At 37.3% G+C, this 18,680-nt stretch carries 17 protein-coding genes and 1 pseudogene; 1 reads left to right on the top strand and 17 read right to left on the bottom strand.

Going from position 1 to position 18,680, the window contains the following annotated elements; genetic code table 11:
• The 3 genes from AC0T7J_RS05360 to AC0T7J_RS05350 form a co-directional block, all read right to left on the bottom strand.
• Positions 1 to 1,071: a hypothetical protein gene (locus tag AC0T7J_RS05360; RefSeq protein ID WP_473792667.1), complete on the bottom strand. Its 1,071-nt coding sequence runs from the start codon at positions 1,069 to 1,071 to the stop codon at positions 1 to 3.
• A 573-nt stretch (positions 1,072 to 1,644) separates the two neighbouring features.
• Positions 1,645 to 3,078 (bottom strand): hypothetical protein, encoded by a 1,434-nt coding sequence (locus AC0T7J_RS05355; protein ID WP_473792666.1) that lies wholly within the window; start codon positions 3,076 to 3,078, stop codon positions 1,645 to 1,647.
• A 65-nt stretch (positions 3,079 to 3,143) separates the two neighbouring features.
• Positions 3,144 to 3,626 (bottom strand): Hcp family type VI secretion system effector, encoded by a 483-nt coding sequence (locus AC0T7J_RS05350; protein WP_473792664.1) that lies wholly within the window; start codon positions 3,624 to 3,626, stop codon positions 3,144 to 3,146.
• A gap of 82 nt (positions 3,627 to 3,708) precedes the next feature.
• Here AC0T7J_RS05350 and AC0T7J_RS05345 point away from each other — a divergent pair, with 82 nt between their 5' ends.
• Positions 3,709 to 4,500, top strand: a complete 792-nt coding sequence (locus AC0T7J_RS05345; protein WP_473792663.1) for a DUF4225 domain-containing protein — start codon at positions 3,709 to 3,711, stop codon at positions 4,498 to 4,500.
• Here the strand turns inward: AC0T7J_RS05345 and AC0T7J_RS05340 are convergent.
• The 14 genes and pseudogenes from AC0T7J_RS05340 to AC0T7J_RS05275 form a co-directional block, all read right to left on the bottom strand.
• On the bottom strand, positions 4,488 to 4,814 hold the full coding sequence (locus AC0T7J_RS05340; protein ID WP_148235575.1) for a hypothetical protein: 327 nt from the start codon (positions 4,812 to 4,814) through the stop codon (positions 4,488 to 4,490). The two genes, AC0T7J_RS05345 and AC0T7J_RS05340, sit on opposite strands and share 13 nt — an antisense overlap.
• 193 nt (positions 4,815 to 5,007) lie before the next feature.
• Positions 5,008 to 5,340, bottom strand: coding sequence for a hypothetical protein (locus tag AC0T7J_RS05335; protein ID WP_473792661.1), 333 nt, complete (start codon positions 5,338 to 5,340; stop codon positions 5,008 to 5,010).
• A gap of 28 nt (positions 5,341 to 5,368) precedes the next feature.
• Positions 5,369 to 6,040 carry a DUF4755 domain-containing protein gene (locus AC0T7J_RS05330; protein WP_473792659.1) on the bottom strand — a complete coding sequence of 224 codons (672 nt, stop codon included), beginning with the start codon at positions 6,038 to 6,040 and terminating at the stop codon, positions 5,369 to 5,371.
• Between the two features lie 375 nt (positions 6,041 to 6,415).
• Complete coding sequence (locus AC0T7J_RS05325) at positions 6,416 to 7,465, bottom strand: relaxase/mobilization nuclease domain-containing protein (protein ID WP_473792657.1); 1,050 nt, start codon at positions 7,463 to 7,465, stop codon at positions 6,416 to 6,418.
• Positions 7,443 to 7,829 (bottom strand): hypothetical protein, encoded by a 387-nt coding sequence (locus AC0T7J_RS05320; RefSeq protein ID WP_473792655.1) that lies wholly within the window; start codon positions 7,827 to 7,829, stop codon positions 7,443 to 7,445. The genes AC0T7J_RS05325 and AC0T7J_RS05320 overlap by 23 nt, the downstream gene beginning before the upstream one ends.
• 185 nt (positions 7,830 to 8,014) lie before the next feature.
• Positions 8,015 to 10,144 (bottom strand): ATP-binding cassette domain-containing protein, encoded by a 2,130-nt coding sequence (locus AC0T7J_RS05315; protein ID WP_473792653.1) that lies wholly within the window; start codon positions 10,142 to 10,144, stop codon positions 8,015 to 8,017.
• A 4-nt stretch (positions 10,145 to 10,148) separates the two neighbouring features.
• Positions 10,149 to 11,231: a HesA/MoeB/ThiF family protein gene (locus AC0T7J_RS05310; protein ID WP_473792651.1), complete on the bottom strand. Its 1,083-nt coding sequence runs from the start codon at positions 11,229 to 11,231 to the stop codon at positions 10,149 to 10,151.
• Positions 11,215 to 12,351: a HesA/MoeB/ThiF family protein gene (locus AC0T7J_RS05305; protein WP_473792648.1), complete on the bottom strand. Its 1,137-nt coding sequence runs from the start codon at positions 12,349 to 12,351 to the stop codon at positions 11,215 to 11,217. Before AC0T7J_RS05305 ends, AC0T7J_RS05310 begins: the two co-directional genes overlap by 17 nt.
• Positions 12,352 to 12,416: 65 nt before the next feature.
• Positions 12,417 to 12,632, bottom strand: a complete 216-nt coding sequence (locus tag AC0T7J_RS05300; protein ID WP_071999622.1) for a hypothetical protein — start codon at positions 12,630 to 12,632, stop codon at positions 12,417 to 12,419.
• Between the two features lie 1,180 nt (positions 12,633 to 13,812).
• Entirely contained in the window at positions 13,813 to 14,535 is a 723-nt protein-coding gene (locus AC0T7J_RS05295) for a hypothetical protein (RefSeq protein ID WP_473792646.1), read from the bottom strand.
• 142 nt (positions 14,536 to 14,677) lie between these two features.
• A pseudogene (locus AC0T7J_RS05290) lies at positions 14,678 to 15,011 on the bottom strand (hypothetical protein); the annotation flags it as partial.
• A gap of 94 nt (positions 15,012 to 15,105) precedes the next feature.
• Positions 15,106 to 15,816 carry a hypothetical protein gene (locus tag AC0T7J_RS05285; protein ID WP_473792644.1) on the bottom strand — a complete coding sequence of 237 codons (711 nt, stop codon included), beginning with the start codon at positions 15,814 to 15,816 and terminating at the stop codon, positions 15,106 to 15,108.
• Positions 15,817 to 15,935: 119 nt separating this feature from the next.
• Positions 15,936 to 17,102: a restriction endonuclease gene (locus tag AC0T7J_RS05280; protein ID WP_473792643.1), complete on the bottom strand. Its 1,167-nt coding sequence runs from the start codon at positions 17,100 to 17,102 to the stop codon at positions 15,936 to 15,938.
• Between the two features lie 104 nt (positions 17,103 to 17,206).
• Positions 17,207 to 18,472, bottom strand: coding sequence for an integrase domain-containing protein (locus AC0T7J_RS05275; RefSeq protein ID WP_473792642.1), 1,266 nt, complete (start codon positions 18,470 to 18,472; stop codon positions 17,207 to 17,209).
• Positions 18,473 to 18,680: the final 208 nt, after the last annotated feature.

Raw genomic sequence — 18,680 nt, 5'->3', positions numbered from 1 at the left:
TCACCACAGATAGTTTTTAATGATTCCAGCGATTCTGCTGATGATTATTTTCTTCTTATGCAGGGAAGAGGGAGATCTGCCTCGCGCAAGGTCATGGCGGACCTGAAGGGACCAGTCGTGCATGTCGCGCAGATAATCCGTTGCATAATGAATCGGCGAATATCTGACACGGGAACCTGTTCGGGTGTTAAACCGATGAATTTCACGAGCAATGAAGGCAATTTCATTGTCAATAGACTCAACGCCGTTCATGGCAAGACGTTGACGTTGAGAGAACGTTTCCTCCATGATCGTTGGAACGGATGCGTGTATGCCTCTACGTTGGCTTGGATTGAAAGCGGTAAAACTATTCTCCATTTTTATAGTGGGACCCAGTTGGGTCAGACCGCTAAACATCTGATAATGTGAGGGTGTGAAAATTTCCTGATAGATATCTGCCGGTGCCGTGAGCGTTCCCAGCTTTCCAAAATAAATGATTTCTGATGGCTGAAATTGCTCGCAGAGAAAGCGGGCAATACTGCCCGAAAGCCTACCCCAGAAGCTAAACTTGCAGCCCAGGAAAATTACATTGTTCTGGGCTTTCCAGCATGCATAGAAGTCATTCTCTTCAAAAGAAAAAACCTGATCTTTCATATACTCAATGAGTAAATCACAGCTACCAATCACAACCTGAGCGCCCGGTTTAATATCAAGCGTGTTAAGCCCAGTGAGCGCGGGGTATCGGCGGTCATTAAGCAGATCATAATCAATTGTCATTAAATCCTGTGGGTGTGATATGCGAGCTTTCAGGTAATGCAAAACCAGTGATGAAAAATGCCGAATGTAGTCATAGCCAGATGGGATGCGAAGGACGACAGATTCCTTATGTTCCTCGTCAATGTGCGTGTGCCATGTTGGCCTAAAGCTATTAACTACTCTGCGAGTATGACGGTAACTGAAATCGATCAGATCTGGTGAAAAGTCTGTACCGGCATGGTTTTCAACACGAATGGGTATTCGATTTGCTGCGACGTGTTCCAGCAAATCTGCTGGCAGTTTTTGCTCTACGTATTGTTCGAGGCTGTGGGACATGGTGTGCTCAAGTGAGTAAGACACCGGGATAATCTTTAATGATATTTTTCCTGTCCGCATTTCAATCAATAAATTCCATTTACTTATCATTTTGTGGTGTGGAAGTATTCAGTAGAAATGTTGCATTATTATGTCAATATCATTAATAAAAAATGACGAGGGTTATGTTTAAAATTCAAGTCTTACACAGTTGTGCAATAGGGTGATTTCCTTAAAATATGCAGTAAAAAAGCTGATTAACTGAGTTATGATTACGATCATTTCTATGCTTTCAAACGCTCTAAAATCGAATTCTCCAAGAATCATTCAGTACCTTGGCTATGAGCACGAGATCACTTTTTTCTTTCGCTTTTTGATCCACTATGCAATCGACAATGAAGAGGAAGCCGAGGGAGTGTATCGTGAGGAGCGGGTTAAGTATGAGAAAGCGATACTTTTTAAGCCAAATAGTAGCCATGAAGAATAAACGCAAGGGAAAACGCATCTAAAATACTTGGCTGATTAAAAATTAAAATTTTTGAAAATGAACTTTAAAGCCAAATTTATTTGAAAATTTGGCTTTGTTTTATCACGTTACGACCAATTTATGTATTGTGAAGATAAATTTTTAAACTCACTATCTAAAACACTTTTTCCATTATGAACTATTCTACCTATTAAATAATCCAGACACTCAATTATTCTTTCATTTACAACACTTTGTTTAACAATTTCCAAGGCTTTTTTTGCTTCGAGTCTACATATACTAATTTCCAATTTCCTTTGCAGTTCGTAATGGGTCAGAATGGCCATTGCATGAGGAGCATATTTATCTCCTAATTTTGAGAGTATGTTGTCGTAGTAATCCTTCCCCCTTGGTGATACGCCATTACAATATGTGACCCCTCGGCCTATCCTACACATAAATATTACTTTGATAAGTTTCAAGGCATTGTTGGGTAGAATGTCATTTTGCTCTTGTATATACGACGCCAATGAATCAGCAACTGGCGCTTCATTATGGAAATTATCCCAACCGTCGTGTTTTTCAAGAAGTTGGTCCAATAAGTTATCAATAATAATAGTTTTTTCATTTTGCGAACGGAAGGGATTACCATTAACAACTTGGAAAAACTGTGCGCCTAATTCATACTTCTCTTGGTACAGATTGGTGTTATATCCTTCTAACGTAATACCAAGCTTATATTTTGGCTCATCGATGCAGTTTTGCCATAGAGCAGGTGCAATAATTGAAATATTTTTTCTTACCTGAGGATCGGTTTGTGGTGATACATAAATTCCAAATGTGGTACGAAGTATACTTGCAACATGATGACTGGGGAGTTCTGAAATTTTTGTTTCGATATTTTGTTGAGTGCTCGAATCTATAGGTAATGTATAGGATTTTAAATTAGTAATAAATGCCTGTACCTGTAGGGCTGCTTCAGTTGGACGGTCGTTTAAGACATCCTGAATACATGTTTGAAGCCAACCTAATAGTTCAAAAGCATTTATAGTGTAATTGGTCGGGTGAGAAATACCAATGTCGTTTCTCATATCTAAAATATGCTTCAATTTTTTATAAGTTGTATCAGATATTAGTTCTAGTTTGCGACAAGTATCCAATAACACAGCGTCCTTTAAAGAAGCAAGGTCATCTTCATTTTTATAAAATTCTCGATTTTTGTTCCCACCTACTGCTGAATCAAAGAAAATTTCAATGCCATATGCTATCGCCTTTTTCCTGAGATCGATAACAACCTCATTCCAGATTGCGTTTAAAGAATAATCAAAAAGGCCAAAACCTGCACCTACGACAAACTTTGATAAATAACGAGCGTCTCTTTTAATCTCTGCAGGCAACGAGTGAATGTAGTTTGGCAGGTTCTGGCCTATAATGGCACGTTCAGATTGCTCTGCTATTATGTTATCTGAAGGAAGTCCAATCTGTTGTAAAAAATCCACAACTCGCTGTGCTTGTGGATCAATGAGTTCAGTGTGGATATTTTGCGGCAATATTCCGGTCATAATTGTTCCTTTTACAAAGAATTACTTTTAGAAGAAATGATTACTACCACTATTAAAAGTAAACTCTAAGCTTCTTTATTCGCTTTAATATCCCACGCAGATTGACTCTCCGCACCTTTACCACCACTTGCTGACTGTTCCCAATACTGTGTTTTAACTTTTGAGGCTTGGAATTGATATGAAACCCCAATTAGGTCACGGCTTGTAGTGCCATTGAAAATCACATTAGTGATAAGTACGTCTTCAAGAGTAATGCGGCAATATTCGATTTGGCTCCCTCCGGCCTTGCATATCGAAAGCTCTACCTTACCAATATGCTTGCCATTTGATACATAGCGCATTACTGCTGGGGTTGCTTTGTCTATCAGGGCCTGAACAGAGAGATCGCGGTACTGAACTTTTCCAGCACCACCTCCGCCTCCAACTGACATGTTCCCTGGCTGGTTCGCGCCCCATGTGAAAGATTCAATAGCAATCCAGCCCTTATGGTTACTGTCCGGTGATTCACCTGTAATTCCATCAATTTTTAAGAAGAGATCTGTACTCATAGCTGGTCCTTTTGCTTTCCCTGTGATGGGTAATCTGATTAAATAAACTTAACGATACGTATAATGACATAAAGGTACAGTCATGGACTACTGGAAACCAGACCGATTAAAGGATTACTTTCTGACTATGGCTCATGCTGAGGCAAATCAGCTGCTTAGCAATGCTAATCACCTTTCTCACATCTATCTTAAAGACGGATTTAATAGGTTACAGTTCCAGGATAACGTTAAAGCTTTCGTTAACGCTCAGCTTAACGTTATCCGTTCTGGCTCCACTGATGATCAATGCCAAGAATCCATCCAAAACCTCAAAAAGGAAAATGAGTATCTTACGATTCAGGACAGAATGCTTAGAGCAGGAACAGCTGCCGTTCATGCTTCGGTGCAGTTGGTCAAGAATGGAGATTTTTGGGGCTATGTGATTAATGGCGTTGGGGTAGTGCTGAGCGGTATGCAGGTAATAGCCGGTGTATCAGTGATCGGTGCTTCCCTTGCGTCAGGGACAATCATAGGTTCTGCCTTTGGGGGAATGTTGGTTCTGCATGGACTCAACGGCTTTCAGGAGTCTGTTGAGAACCTGGTGTATGGCAAAACTGATAGTGTTGGGTTACTCAAACAGGGTTATGTAGCAACAGCTGAGTTTTTGGGGTTCGATCAGAGGGTTGGGCAGTTAGCATACAGTTCAATGGACCTGGCACTGTCTCTCTATGGCATCGTGCGTCTGGTACAAAAACCTGAGGCCTGGCGGCTCTACTATTTTCTTAATACCGACTACGTTCGCGGGATTAAGGAAATGAGCAGAAAAGAGCTATTCATTGAAGTCTATAATGACGCTTCAGCCATAAAGTCAATCTCTGACACTTACAAAGAGTGACCATGCTTTTTCATGAATCTGTAGGCTTTAAATGCAGGTTTCAAAGGTACGAATATATATAAAATAACGAAACCTGCTACAAGCGTGATCGAATACGAAACAAGGTTTTCTTGTGTACCACTGCGAATAGTATAAATGAGTCCTGCGAGAAGGATTGCTATTAATATCATTGCAACTATGAATCTTTTCTTTAACTGTGAAAGGAGCCAGGGATAAGGATAACCGTCTTTCTCAGCATGCTGACGTATCACAGAGACTTCTTTTGGCGTAAACCCCTCTTTTACAAGCATTTCTTCGATTTGCATTTTGTTCATAATAAGCGTCATTCATTTGTCTTAAGATAGTCTGATTGTAACTCAATACCTAAGCCCTATACAAACCGGAAAGACCTTTGAAAGGCTTCTGGTTTTTTATTTTTTTGAATGGTTCCCTGGTGCTAACACTTGCGCATAAAATATGTGCTTTGAAATTTCGTTGGAAAATGAGCTTGTTAATTATTGGATTCAATTAAGGTGATACTTTCCAGTTACCTTCATTTTTCGTGAATTTGAATTCAGCTACGGTTTGTTTCTCGCCCATCATTGGTAGTGTTATATCAGTATCCACTTTGCAAAGATATGTCCCTTTTGCCTCAGACTCTTTACAGGAAACCTTCTCAGCTTTGTTCAGAGTCGTGAGCATGTCTTTGCTGTTTTCACCGAACCGCTGTCTGGCTTGCTGGTTTGTGTGCTCAATGTTTTCCTGTATAGCTTTCTGGATTTCGGAAGAGGAGGGTTCGCTGTCGCAACCAGTGAGCAAAACTGACAAAGACAGGACTACAACTGTTGAAATTTTATTCATTTCTTAATCCCTTATTTGATATTGATAATTATTGTGTTGCTGTGGTTTTGTTGAGTGTCTGATCAAAAATTTCACACCACTGTTTTAATTGCATTTCCGTATCACGGATCCCGCGTTCATGGTGAAACCGGCCTTTACGGGGGTGAAATTTGATCTGCCATTCCGGGCATTCAATGTCTCTCACCTGGATAAAGAACCCTGAGTTTTCGAAATTTTTAAGGCGGGTAAGGTTGTTTTGACCTTTAGCTCCTGCCATACCGACTAAATCAAAAGCTACGATTTCACCTCCAACGGCTAAATGATATCGCCAGCCTTTGACGTCACTAAACCTGTAAGCTTTCTTGCGCTTACCTGCTTCGAGAGTTAGCAACTTCCGATTCGTATCAATGGTCATTTTGCTGTCCTGGAACTCATGGATCCACAGACCGTTGTCATTGACGTTCAGCAGGTCGATAGTCGACGCGTTTGCTCTTTTATGTGTGTATGACACATATGCCGTAAGGAGTAAGAAGAAGGCAGGTAATGTCCACATGAACAGGAACCCTGCAGTGTCTTTGGGATTTGAATCAGTCAGAATCCAGAAAATCACTACCACAACAATCCAGAATCTAATCGAACGAAAGAACGAAGGTTTACGTACTTTCTGACCGCTCAAAGCCGCTGTGTCCATTTTATGCACCTTTAATTTAAAGTCGCTCATAACTAGCTGATTGGTAACTGCTTTTACGACGCATTTTTGAACGAGTTCAAAACTTAAGCAAATCACTTGTACCGATCGATGATCCCTTTTTGATAGGTATTGACTATCATATATGATTTATCGATCTGTAAAAGCGATCAATTATTTGTTCAAATAAGGACTTAGGCTTGAAAATTGTGTTGAGGCAGGCGGTTATCGAAAGGGCACTGCTATGCGTTCAGTCAGTATTTCGCTGCTGACTAGTGGCTCAGATAACTCAGGCTCAGCTGAGAGGACTTTATGAATTGTCGAAAATGAGGACTTTTGGTGGAGAAACGTCTTACCTGCCTTTTTGAGCAGGTCTGTGAAAGCGGCCAGGTAAGGGATACACAAGAGCTACTCCAATACCCTTGTCATGAAGAAGTCAGCGCTTCTGTTTTGCTCGCTTGGCATACGCGTCATGTCGAGCAATGTCTGCACTTCAGTTGTCTCTGGCGCTTCAACTCTATGTTCATACACAGGAGGAGGCGTAAGTTCGGATTCTAAAGCAGCTGGTAATGGCAGTGTAATAGCTACCTTAGTAACTTCTATATCTGAATCACTCGTCTCATTACCTCCCATAGCTGAAGCTTTCAAAGCAAAGAGCAGAGGATTGTCACGTTCGGGTTCGTAGCTAAGCTTCTCTTGCAGTGTTGCCCACGAATGCCCTTTACCGAGTTGCGAAGCTTTGAAAGCTATACCTGAGTATTCGAAGGAGAAACCATTCATACGGCCCGTGGAGGAAATGTTTGGTAAGGGCGTTATGTCGTGCTCGCGAAGTGCTTCAATGAAGCGAGGAATATCATTGGCAGTTACAAGAAGCTCATCGATAGTGTTCTGCAGGAACGTCTTGGGCGTTGGCTGACCTTCGCGCTTCTCTTTCTGTTCCTCGTTACGAGACAGCTTCTTGCGCATTCTGTTAGGGGAAGAGCTATGCGAAGGAGAGGGGCCTTTAGTTCTTGTCAGGCAATGGTCTTTTTCAAGTTCATGGATTAGACGTGTACTGATCAAGTTTTCATTCCTTCCCAGATAAAGCTTTCCTCCAATGATATCTACTCTACTGGCAATGATATGAATGTGCTGGCCGGCCTCATCGTCATGCATGACATAGCAACGGAGGTGCGTGTCATTGAACCCCATGCGATTCATATAATCTTCAGCAAATGACACCCATTGCTTTGTCGTGAGTGATTCACCGTGGGGTAGACGAAGTGAGTTATGCCATACAGGTTTCAGTATGTCTGTACGAAGTGAAGCAGAAGCGCAGAACTCAGCGATCAACTCAGCTGCTGAAGCGCTCAGCATGTTCCCCCCTATGACCACCGGGTCAGTTTTATGGTGAGTTCCAGGTTTCAACGCGTATAGAACAACTCCAGCGAAGCTCTTACCTCTTCTGATCTTCTGCATGCCCTTCATGGGAATGACTACTCCAAAGATCGGTTGTGAGGAGGCGCGAGCGAAGCTCACTGATTTGCCGCTTTACGGCGAACAGTTCGGTTTTAGTAAGCGGGTTGCATGATTGTTTAGCATTCAGGTGGTTTAGGATCTCGTTAAGCCTGTGATTAATCTCACCGAACATTTTCCATGCCGCTCTGTTGATCTCAGGAACGACAGGAGGTTGGGTCTTTAAAAGGCACATGCGAAGCCACTCGCCCTTAGCGTGTTGCTTACGCTCTTGATCCAAAATATTTAGCTCTGAGTTATTTAGTCTGACGCTGATGCAATGAATACGTAGATTTTCTGCAAGGGGAGGGCGGTATATTTTATTCACAGGAACTCCTTTCCTATATATAAGCATATTCCTTATGCCTAAATCATTTATATCCGATAGCTAAATTATGTCAACAGTTAGGGTTTGACTTACCTTTTACAATCGAAGAGCAGAAAAAGCAAGGCTACTCAGCTTCGCTGAGTAGCCTTGCTTTCTAAATGATTTACTTAATATAATCAGGCACTTCATTCTAAAAAATTTTGTGATAAAATCTTCCCGCCTAATATGCCAGCGGAGGGGCCAATTTTGATCTCGTAATCAGCGAGGTCAATAATTTCTTGTCTATGCTCAATAATAATAACTGAATTAAATAATGGGGTTTTTTTATAAATGTATTCAGCAACTTTGCTTGCAGTTTCCGGATCTAATCCAGCTACAGGCTCATCTATAATAAGTATTTTTTTTGTTTCTTTTTGTCTGGACAGATGCTCGCAAAGTTTTATCCTACGTAATTCACCACCAGATAATGTTTGAGTTTTGCGATTTAATTTCAAGTGTCCTAAGCCTAGAGAAACCATGGTTTCAATGTTTTTATGAAACGGTATGTCGGACTTTTCCAATAAGGAATCTAACTCTTTTATTTCTTTATTGTAAAAATCAACAATATTCAAACCGTTTACTTTTAATTCAACACCTTCGCTTTTTTTATCAAACAAACTGCCTTCACAAGTTGGGCAAGTCAAATAAATGTCTTTATCATATCCTCTTTCATACCTGATGATCCCTGTGCCATCGCAGGATTTACAACCAGCTTCTTTTGAAAGTAAAAAGTTTTTTGGTTCCAAATTTGTCTCTTTGGAGTAATATTCAGCTATAAGAGTATTTATTTTTATCGTAGACGCTAAAACAGAACGTCCGCTGAAGTTTGAGGTCTTCTGTGAAACATAAATAGCATTTTCATTTTCTTCTATCACTTTTGCAATAGATGATTTTCCAGAACCAGATGGGCCAGTTAGGACAGTTAAGCAACCTCTAGGGATTTTAAATTCCTGGTTAATGACATTATTTCTAGTTATTTCCTTAAATTCAATAAAATCATTTGTTTTGCGCCTCTGCAAGTCCATTTTAATTGGTGAAATGTCTTCACACGGACAAATGTACCCACCTTTATCACCTGCTTCGATTCCTATATGTATTTTGTAATCTGCATTATCAATGAAATACGATGAATGTTCGATTAAAATAATGGTGTTATTTAAAGAAAGTTTAATTATTTCTTCATATATTTTTGGGAAGTCTTCCCTATTTATTTGAGCCGATATTTCATCTATGACTAATAAGATGCCAGATATGTTTGAAATGAGTAATCGACTAAATCTAAGCTTTTGTAATTCGCCGCCTGATAAACTAGGAATTGAACGTGAAAAATTAAGGTACCCTAAGTCCATTTCACAGATTGATTGAAGGATCTTTTTGATTTCATCAGTTTCAGGAATGCTAGATATTCTCTCTAAGATGTCTGAAAAAGAGAGCGTCAGAAACTCCAGCATATCAAATCCTAGAACACGGATATTATTTTTACTATAATAGTTAAGATTAACTCTTGATCCGTGACATTCTGTACAGGTATTTTTTATAGTTGAATTTACGAGTGATTTTTGGCCTACTAACCTTTGAGCAAAGATCATCACACCTTCATAATATGCTCGTCTTTGTCTTGTTGAACCTTTATATTTAAATTTAAAAGCTAATCTGGATTCCGATACACCATAGAGAATTTTTCTCTTTACAGTTTCAGAAAGATTCTTGTAAGGGATTGATATGTTGATATTTTCAAGTTGGCAATAAGATAGTAACAAATTATGATATAAACCTGAAAAAGTCCCTGTCCTCCAAATAGAAAAGGGTTTTTCTTCAATACTTAGATTTTCATTAATAATTGCATTTGAATTAATAGAGGATATTTCACCTAGGCCTTTGCAAACAGGGCACTCATTATCAGGCTTGTTAATTTTTAGGAATTTAAAGCTTGGGATATGCTTACTGTTTTTCTTTGCAAGAAACGATAATGTTTGCGGAATGTTCAAATATGAATACAAAGTAGATCTAGGGTTGTTATTATTATTCGATTGCGCAATGGCTATTGCCGGTATAATACCTGAGTAACTTTCTATTTCGTATTCATGATTTTCTCCATAACCATTTTCTAATGCGTCAAATTCATCACTACATAGTTTATATAGGCTAGAAAATGCGAGTGAACTTTTTCCAGCTCCTGACCGACCATAAATTGCTGTTATTTTGTTTTTATATATTTCAATATCTATATTTTTTAAATTATGTGTAGAAACGCCATTAAGTCGGATACTATTCATTAGATCACTCTCCGCACCATTCACATTTAGGATTTCTAGTTATATCCATAATCTGCATACTAAAATCTACTGAATTGAATTCTATCCTTTTGTTCGTTTGCTGTAACATATCATATCTGTTGATAAGAATCTTGAATGCATCTAGAGAAGCCAAGCTTGCTGCTATTCCAGATAGAGGTGAGAAAGAACCAAGCTTGCGATTATTTCTATTTAAAGCTTTTACGTTTTTCAAATCATCGTCGTTAATTGAATTTAAAGCTGTTTTAAAACAATCGAAGCAAGCACTTTGGAATGGAATTATAGTCTGGCCAATTAATGTAAGGTGCAAATTATAACCACCACCAACAATATGCGGGATATTATGATGCATGGCATATTTAGCGATAATTCTACTTGTTGCATCAACACTTGGCTCATCAGAACAGTTTATTATCAAATCTATGTTATTTGGTAATTGAGTTACTTCAAAAAAATCGGAAGTTAAAAACTTCGAAATAATAATGGTATTAATGTCTGGATTAATACCTTTCAATTCTTTTTTTAAAACCGTGGCTTTATCTAAACCAACATAATTTTCAAAGTAATATTGCCTATGAAGGTTGCTCAAGTCAACGATGTCACTATCAACCAATATTAAATTACTTACATGATTTTTAGCTAAATAAGCAGAAATGATACTACCTACGGCACCTAATCCAATGATCATTACTGTCGAATTTTTTAGCCTCTCTACTGCTTTAACAACGTCACTTGTAGAATGGAAGTAATCCTCTAGTAAATTAATTAGGCGGTAATCATTTTCCAAAAGTTCGATAGGGTAAGCCATGTCTTGTTGAATGAGAATAAACTGTTCTTTCAAATAGGAAGCTAATTTATTCAATTGTTTTACATCAATAAACCCATGCTTTTCTGAAACTGTTTGAATGGATGTCTTACCATCAAACTGATTTAAAAGATTAACAATGTCAGGGAAATTAATTTTTAATGAAAGATTTTCACGAGTATTTGATTTAAAGAAATCTATGCCAGATTCATGAGATATTATCCCAATGCTTTCTCTTAATCTTAGCTTATCTATTACACACATTACAATCACCTTGCTTTGATAATATAAAGCTTGTTAGGTCACCGCTATTTGGAAGATATTCATAACGGATGGTTGAATAATTATATTGAGAGTCTTCCGACAAGAAGTGAATTATTTTGAAAGTGCTTAAAAATGCTGAGTACCCACTCATCGAAGCTATGCCGCCAGGACCACCGATGACATAATCCGTAAGTATATTATTTTTATTGTTAAAGTCGCTCACTAAAGGTTCAATATTATCGGTCTTGCTATATATTGGTTTCCAGTCACTTAATGCATTACTGAATGTCTTTTGAATGCAATCTATACAGGGGGTATTGGGAGGATAGACTAACTCTCCAGAACTCATCAGGTGAGCATCAAATCCGCCCGAAACGTATAAAGCAATATTTTTCTTTTGAAGAAATCGTCCTAACTTTACTGATGTGTGACCTATATAAGGTTCATCGCAACCATTAATTACAAGATTAACGTCCTGATCAATCCATTTAGATAAATTGGAATTAGGTAAAAGTTTTTCATGGTAAAATTCTATTGTAATTCTTGAGTCTATTTTCTTTAAATAATTAGCTAAGACTTCAGCTTTATTTTTACCTATATCTGAGACTCTTGAAAAAATATGCCTGCTTAAATTAGACTTTTTGAAATTTTTAAAGTCAACAAGAATGAAGTTTAGGATGCCAGCTCTTGCTAAGTTTTCTGCTATATTCCCCGTAACGGCTCCGCAACCTATTATTGCGACTTTTTTCGACCCTAATATTTCTTGTGTTTCATGCCCTTTTCTGTCTAATATCATATCATCAAGGTAGGCAATTTGCCGAGCATACCGAGACTTTGAATCAACGTTTTCATTGTCTTCAGTAATCAAATGTTGACCTAAAAGAAATTCAATTAGATTTTTAGCTGAATATTGTTCGAATGCCCCTAACATAGTTAGTATTTCTCGGACTGATTTTCTTCCATCTAACAAAGCTAAAAATTCAGCAATTATTTTCGATGTGACGATTTCTACTTTTTCACGAGTAGTCATTCTATGAAAAGTAATTTTAACTTTTTCATCTTTCAGTTCAGTAACGTATACATCCACTGTGTGTTGTAAATAAAATTTTTTATTTAACATAATGTATCAATTTAAGTGTGATTAAAAGTTCAGCCCATTTATGACTGCAAAATGGGCTGGAGTGATTAGTATTGTAATACACCTGCATTCATTTGTAAGTATTGATCCCAAGCATCCATTCCAGATTCAGTTTCCGACCCGTTTTCAATACCCCGACAATTTTTTGCTGTGCAGTATGTTGAACAGCAAGTACTAGTACCGTTAGTCTTACAACCCGCACTGTTTTGAGCTATAACATTTTTTTTTATTACTTCAAAGGTAAGATCTAAAAGCTGGCTCATTTTGAATATCCTTCAATGAATATTAAAGTGTAAAAGAAAATATAGAATAAACTCAACGCTAATCTTGGTCAACTATATTTATCTAAGTAATCATGATTGCAAAGGATTGTTCATAGGTTATTGTCATGAGATTACAGGGAATTTATCAAAAGATTATTTGATAAATATTATATGGTAGTAATTTATAGCCAGTAAACTATATAATAGAGTGCGATATTTTCCCTGTGTGCTTATGTATGGTGTTCTCTAAGGACGGCACGAACAGCAATAAAACATATCTGTAAACATTTAGACCACCAATAAAATTCATGAATTTTTAGCTGTAATTCTCTTCCATGAAATAAAAATTGATATTAACTATAACTTATTGCATTGAAAAATATACGGCAATTCATTGACTCAAAATGTCCGGAATCTCTCAGGTTATAGTTGTTAAAAATAGCTTCAAAGAAATAAAGAAGCCTGACTCATGTATGTTTCAAATGCGTTTAGGTTGAAATCTACAGGGTATTTAAATGGCGTCTGATAAGATATAACTATTAATTTGATGTAATGACGGAGGTGCTTTTAATATTTACGGGGTAGTAGAAGGTCTGCCGATTTTACCTTTAATATTTCCTTGGTATTGGGTTGGCTAACCAAGTTTTTTATTAACGTGTCAAAATTTTCGTTTTATAGGGGAATTTTTACGGTTTGGCATGATTTTATTTAAAGTGTATAATGGTCACCAATAAAGGAGAGCGTGTTTTTATGTAATGAAGGGTTTGAATAATGATTTTTAAAGCATTGCAGTCCCCATTTTGCTTTGTTTTTTGTGACTATAAATACAATTGCACTATTTTCTTATTTTTTGTTGACAGTTTTAAATTTGATGCTATCTATTAATCAATCATTTTATTAAATGATTGATTATCAATAAAGCTTAGGCGCTCTTCTACAGGAGGATTTATGAAAATTTTTTGTATTTTTATTAAAAGTGAATTTTATAGATTGATTTTTTTATTGTTTATCTCTCTTTTTTTGTTTCGGGTCTTGCTGGATATAATAAAAGTGTATCTGTTATCAGTATAATTGCATCTTGTTTACTTGCTGCTACAGTTATGCTTTTTCCTTTTTTTATAATTTATTGCTTCGTTCCACTTTACCAAAAGTTTGAAGAAATTGTTTTTTTTAAAATGTATTAAATTTTCCAAGTCATGAAGGTACGTACCTTTCTTTGAAGTCTAAGGTATTTAGTTTTCATATTTCTGAGAAAAGTTTTTCTTTTTTTAGGTGCTGAAAATTGTGATAAGTAAATTTTTCTTGCTTTAAATGTTTCATCAGCAGAGATGAAGAATTTGATGCTTGCAAAAAAAGCAAAGAAAACTAAAAAAAATATTAATATGCCATTAATAAAAGGGCTGTGTATAGTTGAGGCTGGGTTTTCGGTGGCAACATTAAATTTTATTACTGCAAGACAAGCCGTAACTGTACCGCTAAAAAAAGATACTGTATCAGCGATTTTTTTTAGATAATCCTTCAGTTCAATATAACTCATTGCATATGTCATAAATCCAAATACTACAGGAAAAATCAACATAACAACTATACTAAGATCTGAAAAATAAAAAGAAAGTAAGCTCAAAGCACAAAAAATAATAAAAGGAGTAAATATTCTCCATAAAATTGAATTCATTAACTTTTTCTTAAAATCATTTTTTTGACCTAGAATAACTTCGCTACCCTCTTTCAATACTAATTTATATGCCTTTTTACTGTTAAGTAATGGCAATACTAGAATTGTATAAGGTCTTCCATAGATAGTTTCTTCTTTGATGATAATTTTATTAGTATTAATGTTGACTGCATTTTTCCCGAAAAAACAAATTCCCTTGTTTTTCAATGAGTTGCTGGCATTTGCCACATTATACTCCTTTTAGCGATTCCCTTTAAACATTAACTTTACTCATGAAAATAGGAAAATTCAAAGCTTTTTTGAAGAAGGGGAGGAAAAAGTATTGTAACTATGCTTAATTTTTGGATTTTAAGAAAAATATCTATTAATTTTAATACGTTACATTTCTAACAATGTTACTACATGATTTGTGAAGGGGATTTAATTCAATAACCTCTTTAAACTTTTGAGATTGCACATAATCACTCCACCACTGCATAAGTGCATCTCGTTGTGAGATACTCTGCGCGAGTATACGCAGGTACAATTTCGTCTTTCTTGGAGTGAGCAAGTGCTGCTTCGAGAACTTCAATTCTAAACTTGCCGGATTCTTCTGCGGCTGTCCTCGCTATTGAGCGCATACCGTGGGCTACAAGCTCACCTCCGAATCCCATTCGAATGATAGCGGCATTGGAATTGGCTGTTTGTTCATGCAAATTATTGAGAGTTTGTTAAAGTTATCTTAGATACTCTCCTACTATTAAATTTTAATTGAGGCTTAAAGATATAATAATTCATTATTCAGACCGATGTATTTTTTTAGGAGAACTCTTTTTTTCGCTGTTTTGCCAGTGCTAGAATGTTTTTTAAGTATTCAAAATGGTTGATGATATTTTTCATTACAATGGCTCCAAGGGAAATGCCAAGAAGAAAAAACAAACCTAATATCGAAATTATATTGGCAACGTCAGTGTCGAATAATCCTTTAAATAAAATACTGCCTATTTTTTCAAATCCACCTAGAGATTGTACAGCAGAGTATGATAATCCTAAAATAGATATAATGGCAGTTTTAGTACCAAAGAAACCTGATATACGTGCTTTAAATCGTTCAATTTTAAGATTTAACCAATATGTTGCATATTCCAACTCGGGAATAGAATAGTGATCGAGTTGTTCAACATTCTTCTCATCGTGATTGATTTCTATTTGAAAGTCGTTTAATACTTCCTTTCGCATATTAAAGAAGAATTTCATATCAGCGACTATAGGTGTTGATAAGCATATAATTCCAAAGATATGATTCATTATAAGTAGCAATAAAGCGTAAATTTCTACGCTCTTTTTATCAATATTAAAAGTTAAGCATAGAATAATTAGTGCCCCCAACAGCAGAAGACATAGAAAGCATCCAAGCAAAGAGTAGTTTTGTATTTTTATTGAGGTTTTTTTCTTGGATTTTATCAACGCAAATGGAGTGTGTGATTCCATTTTACTAAGAATGCTAACTATCTGATTAACTCTATTCATTTTGTTCTCGTACGTCTAAATTTAAATGTTATTGATCTAGTCAATCTATTTTCGTGATTTAAATCAGAACACAATACACAATTAACAGTAGCGACTTTTTAATATTTGAAGATTTAAAATCATTTAAATTCTTCTATTATTTTTTGATTGTAGTCTTCTAAGTATTTTTGTAATTCATTTCTGTCAATCAAACGTACTTTTGCTGATTCAGCAAGTTCTTTAGCCGAATTAGTGAAATATGAATTTGTAATAACCATTGCTTCGTCACATGAGTAAAATGCTTTAGCGGAGATAGCTTGTTGTACTGCTGAATTACCAACTGAGCCAGAGTAGTTTTTTGCCTGGATAACAATATTTTTGTCAAAGCGAGTGACAAATAGATCTGCACCTTGATCTTGGGTTCTCTTGGTTTCTTTAACATCATACCCAAGAGTCTGGAAAATTTTGACTAAGAAGTCTTCAAATTCAAAACCATTCATTGAGTCCACTGAGTACATATTAACATATTTCTCGGGATTGAAGTGCTCAAGGCGTGTAGCCAATCTTTCGACTAAAATGTCAAAGTATATAGTTTCACAGATTGATATATATTTTCTAACATTATCAATCGATATTGATGGTGTGCCTGGAGTGTTTTGAGCATTTTCATTGAAATCTAATGCAGGGAAGGTTATTTTATTTTTCCAGACAAAATATAGAAATAAAGATAGATCCGCTCTAAAGGTTGTTCCTGCTTCTTCAATCCATGATTTTAAAGATTCTGTGAGTGTAGGTTTGATATGCCTTTTGATCTCATTCGAAAATCCACTATATAAAGCGTTGAATGATGTGGTAAGTAAAAGCTTGTCCAAAAGCATTGGCAGCTCTTCTAACTCATCAAAGCCCTTCCGAACAAGTACTTCGCGAAACAAAACAAAATCAGAGTAGGTACTTTTATCTTCAGTCAGATTATTCTCTGACCGCTTATCATGTGAAAATTTTGTCGTGTAGATGAAATTGGTGAAGTAAGGATCCTTAAATGTTGCATATTTATCTAGGACATTTTGCAGGAGACTATTGAGTTGGGATTGCTCTTTCTTTTTTCCGAATAAGTCTTTTATGATTCCTTTTGACTGATATTGAAACTCTGGATAAAAAGAGGGATTAAGAGGAATCATTTGTTCTGAGGTGATAGGGGGAGGCGTTTTTGTGCCCCATGAATTCGTTGCAGTTGGTACTCCGCCAGAACACCAGGGACAAATAATTTCGAAAGATGTCTTGCTGCATGAGTAACACTGATAAATCATTAGGCTATTTCCTTTTGAAATTATTAGGCTTAGTCACGGTCTTTGGATCTTAAGGTTTAGTTGCTACTCTTTTAGTTGAGTATAATAGTAGATGCAAATACTTTTCATACTTTCACATCATGGTAATGATTTACTGAATCATTTTCCAATCCTGATGAAAAGCTATAGTTGCCACTTGCTGATTGTTCAACATGCCTACCCCACCAAGCCATCATATCTCTTCGTTGTTCGAGATACTGAGAACGGTTATAAGCTCTCCTGACCTCATTGGTATCAATGTGAGCCAGTGCTGCTTCAATGACGTCAGGTTGAAATCCCTTCTCGTTGAGAACAGTTGAGGCTATGGATCTCATACCATGCGCAACAAGGATATCTTTGAAGCCCATACGTTTCAGCGCCATGTTTGCCGTCTGACTGTTCATTGGTTCCAGGGGATTGCGGTAACCGGGAAAAACGTGTGGTCTATGCTGGCTGATTGGCTTCATAACTTCTAGCACAGCAAGTGCCTGTTCAGACAGCGGTACAATATGCATACGTTTCATTTTCATGCGCCCGGCAGGAATGTGCCATTCCTTTGTCTCGAAGTTGATCTCATCCCAGCGTGTCATCGCCGCTTCTGCCGGTCGTGTCATTGTAAGGAGCTGCCATTCGATGAGACAGCGCGTCTGTTTGCCAATACTCGCAAAGGCGAGATTCTTCATAAGCAGAGGTAGCTGTTCAGGTAAGAGGGCGGGGCGGTGTTTTACTTTTGGCTTATGGAATGTCTTACCGATTTTTGCCGCTGGGTTTGAAGTCACTAAGCCAGAGTTCAAAGCGTAATCCATAACCTCATTAATACGCTGACTCAACCTTTTAACAGTTTCGAGTCTGCCTGCCGCATGAGTTGGGCTAAGGGATCCAATGAACTGTTGGGCTGTAATGCTGGAAATGGGCATAGAGCCAATGTGTGGGAACACATATTTACTCATTGAGCGCCAGATATCGTTAAGAGTATGGGTTGTTAATCCGGCTGCCTCTTTGGTTTTAAACCACTCAGCTGCAACTTTTTCAAACGTACTTTCACTCACACTCTTCTGATGGAGTTGCTCTGCTTTTTTGTGCTCTTGAGGGTCGACATCTTTGCTGAGAAGAGCGCGGGCTGATTCACGATTCTGGCGGGCTTCAGAAAGCGAAACGGAAGGGTATGAACCAAAGCTGATCATGGCCCGTTTACGAGTGAAGGGTTTGTAATAACGAAACCGCCAGAGTTTAGAGCCTCCGGGAGTTACCTGCAGTTCCAGACCATCCCCGTCATAAAGAACCAATGCTCGTCCAGCAGCTTTGGCGTTCTTCACTTCGGTATTGTTTAAGGGCTTGGTCTGTCTTGCCATGGGCAGTCTCCATTCTGTTCCTCGGAAGGCTTAGGCATATCAAAAGGCAGTCCTAAAAACGTATGCCCATGAGTATGCCTAAATCAGGTGGATTCCACTGTATCAATCAGGATTTCACTAGACAACAGTTTAAACAGTAGGTTTGAACAACCTACTGTTTAAACTGTTTTTTATGGTTCTCTCTGGACTTCACCAGACAAAACGTTGG

Source organism: Pantoea sp. E956-1, assembly GCF_982223955.1.
This window is presented reverse-complemented; position numbering and strand designations above follow the sequence as displayed.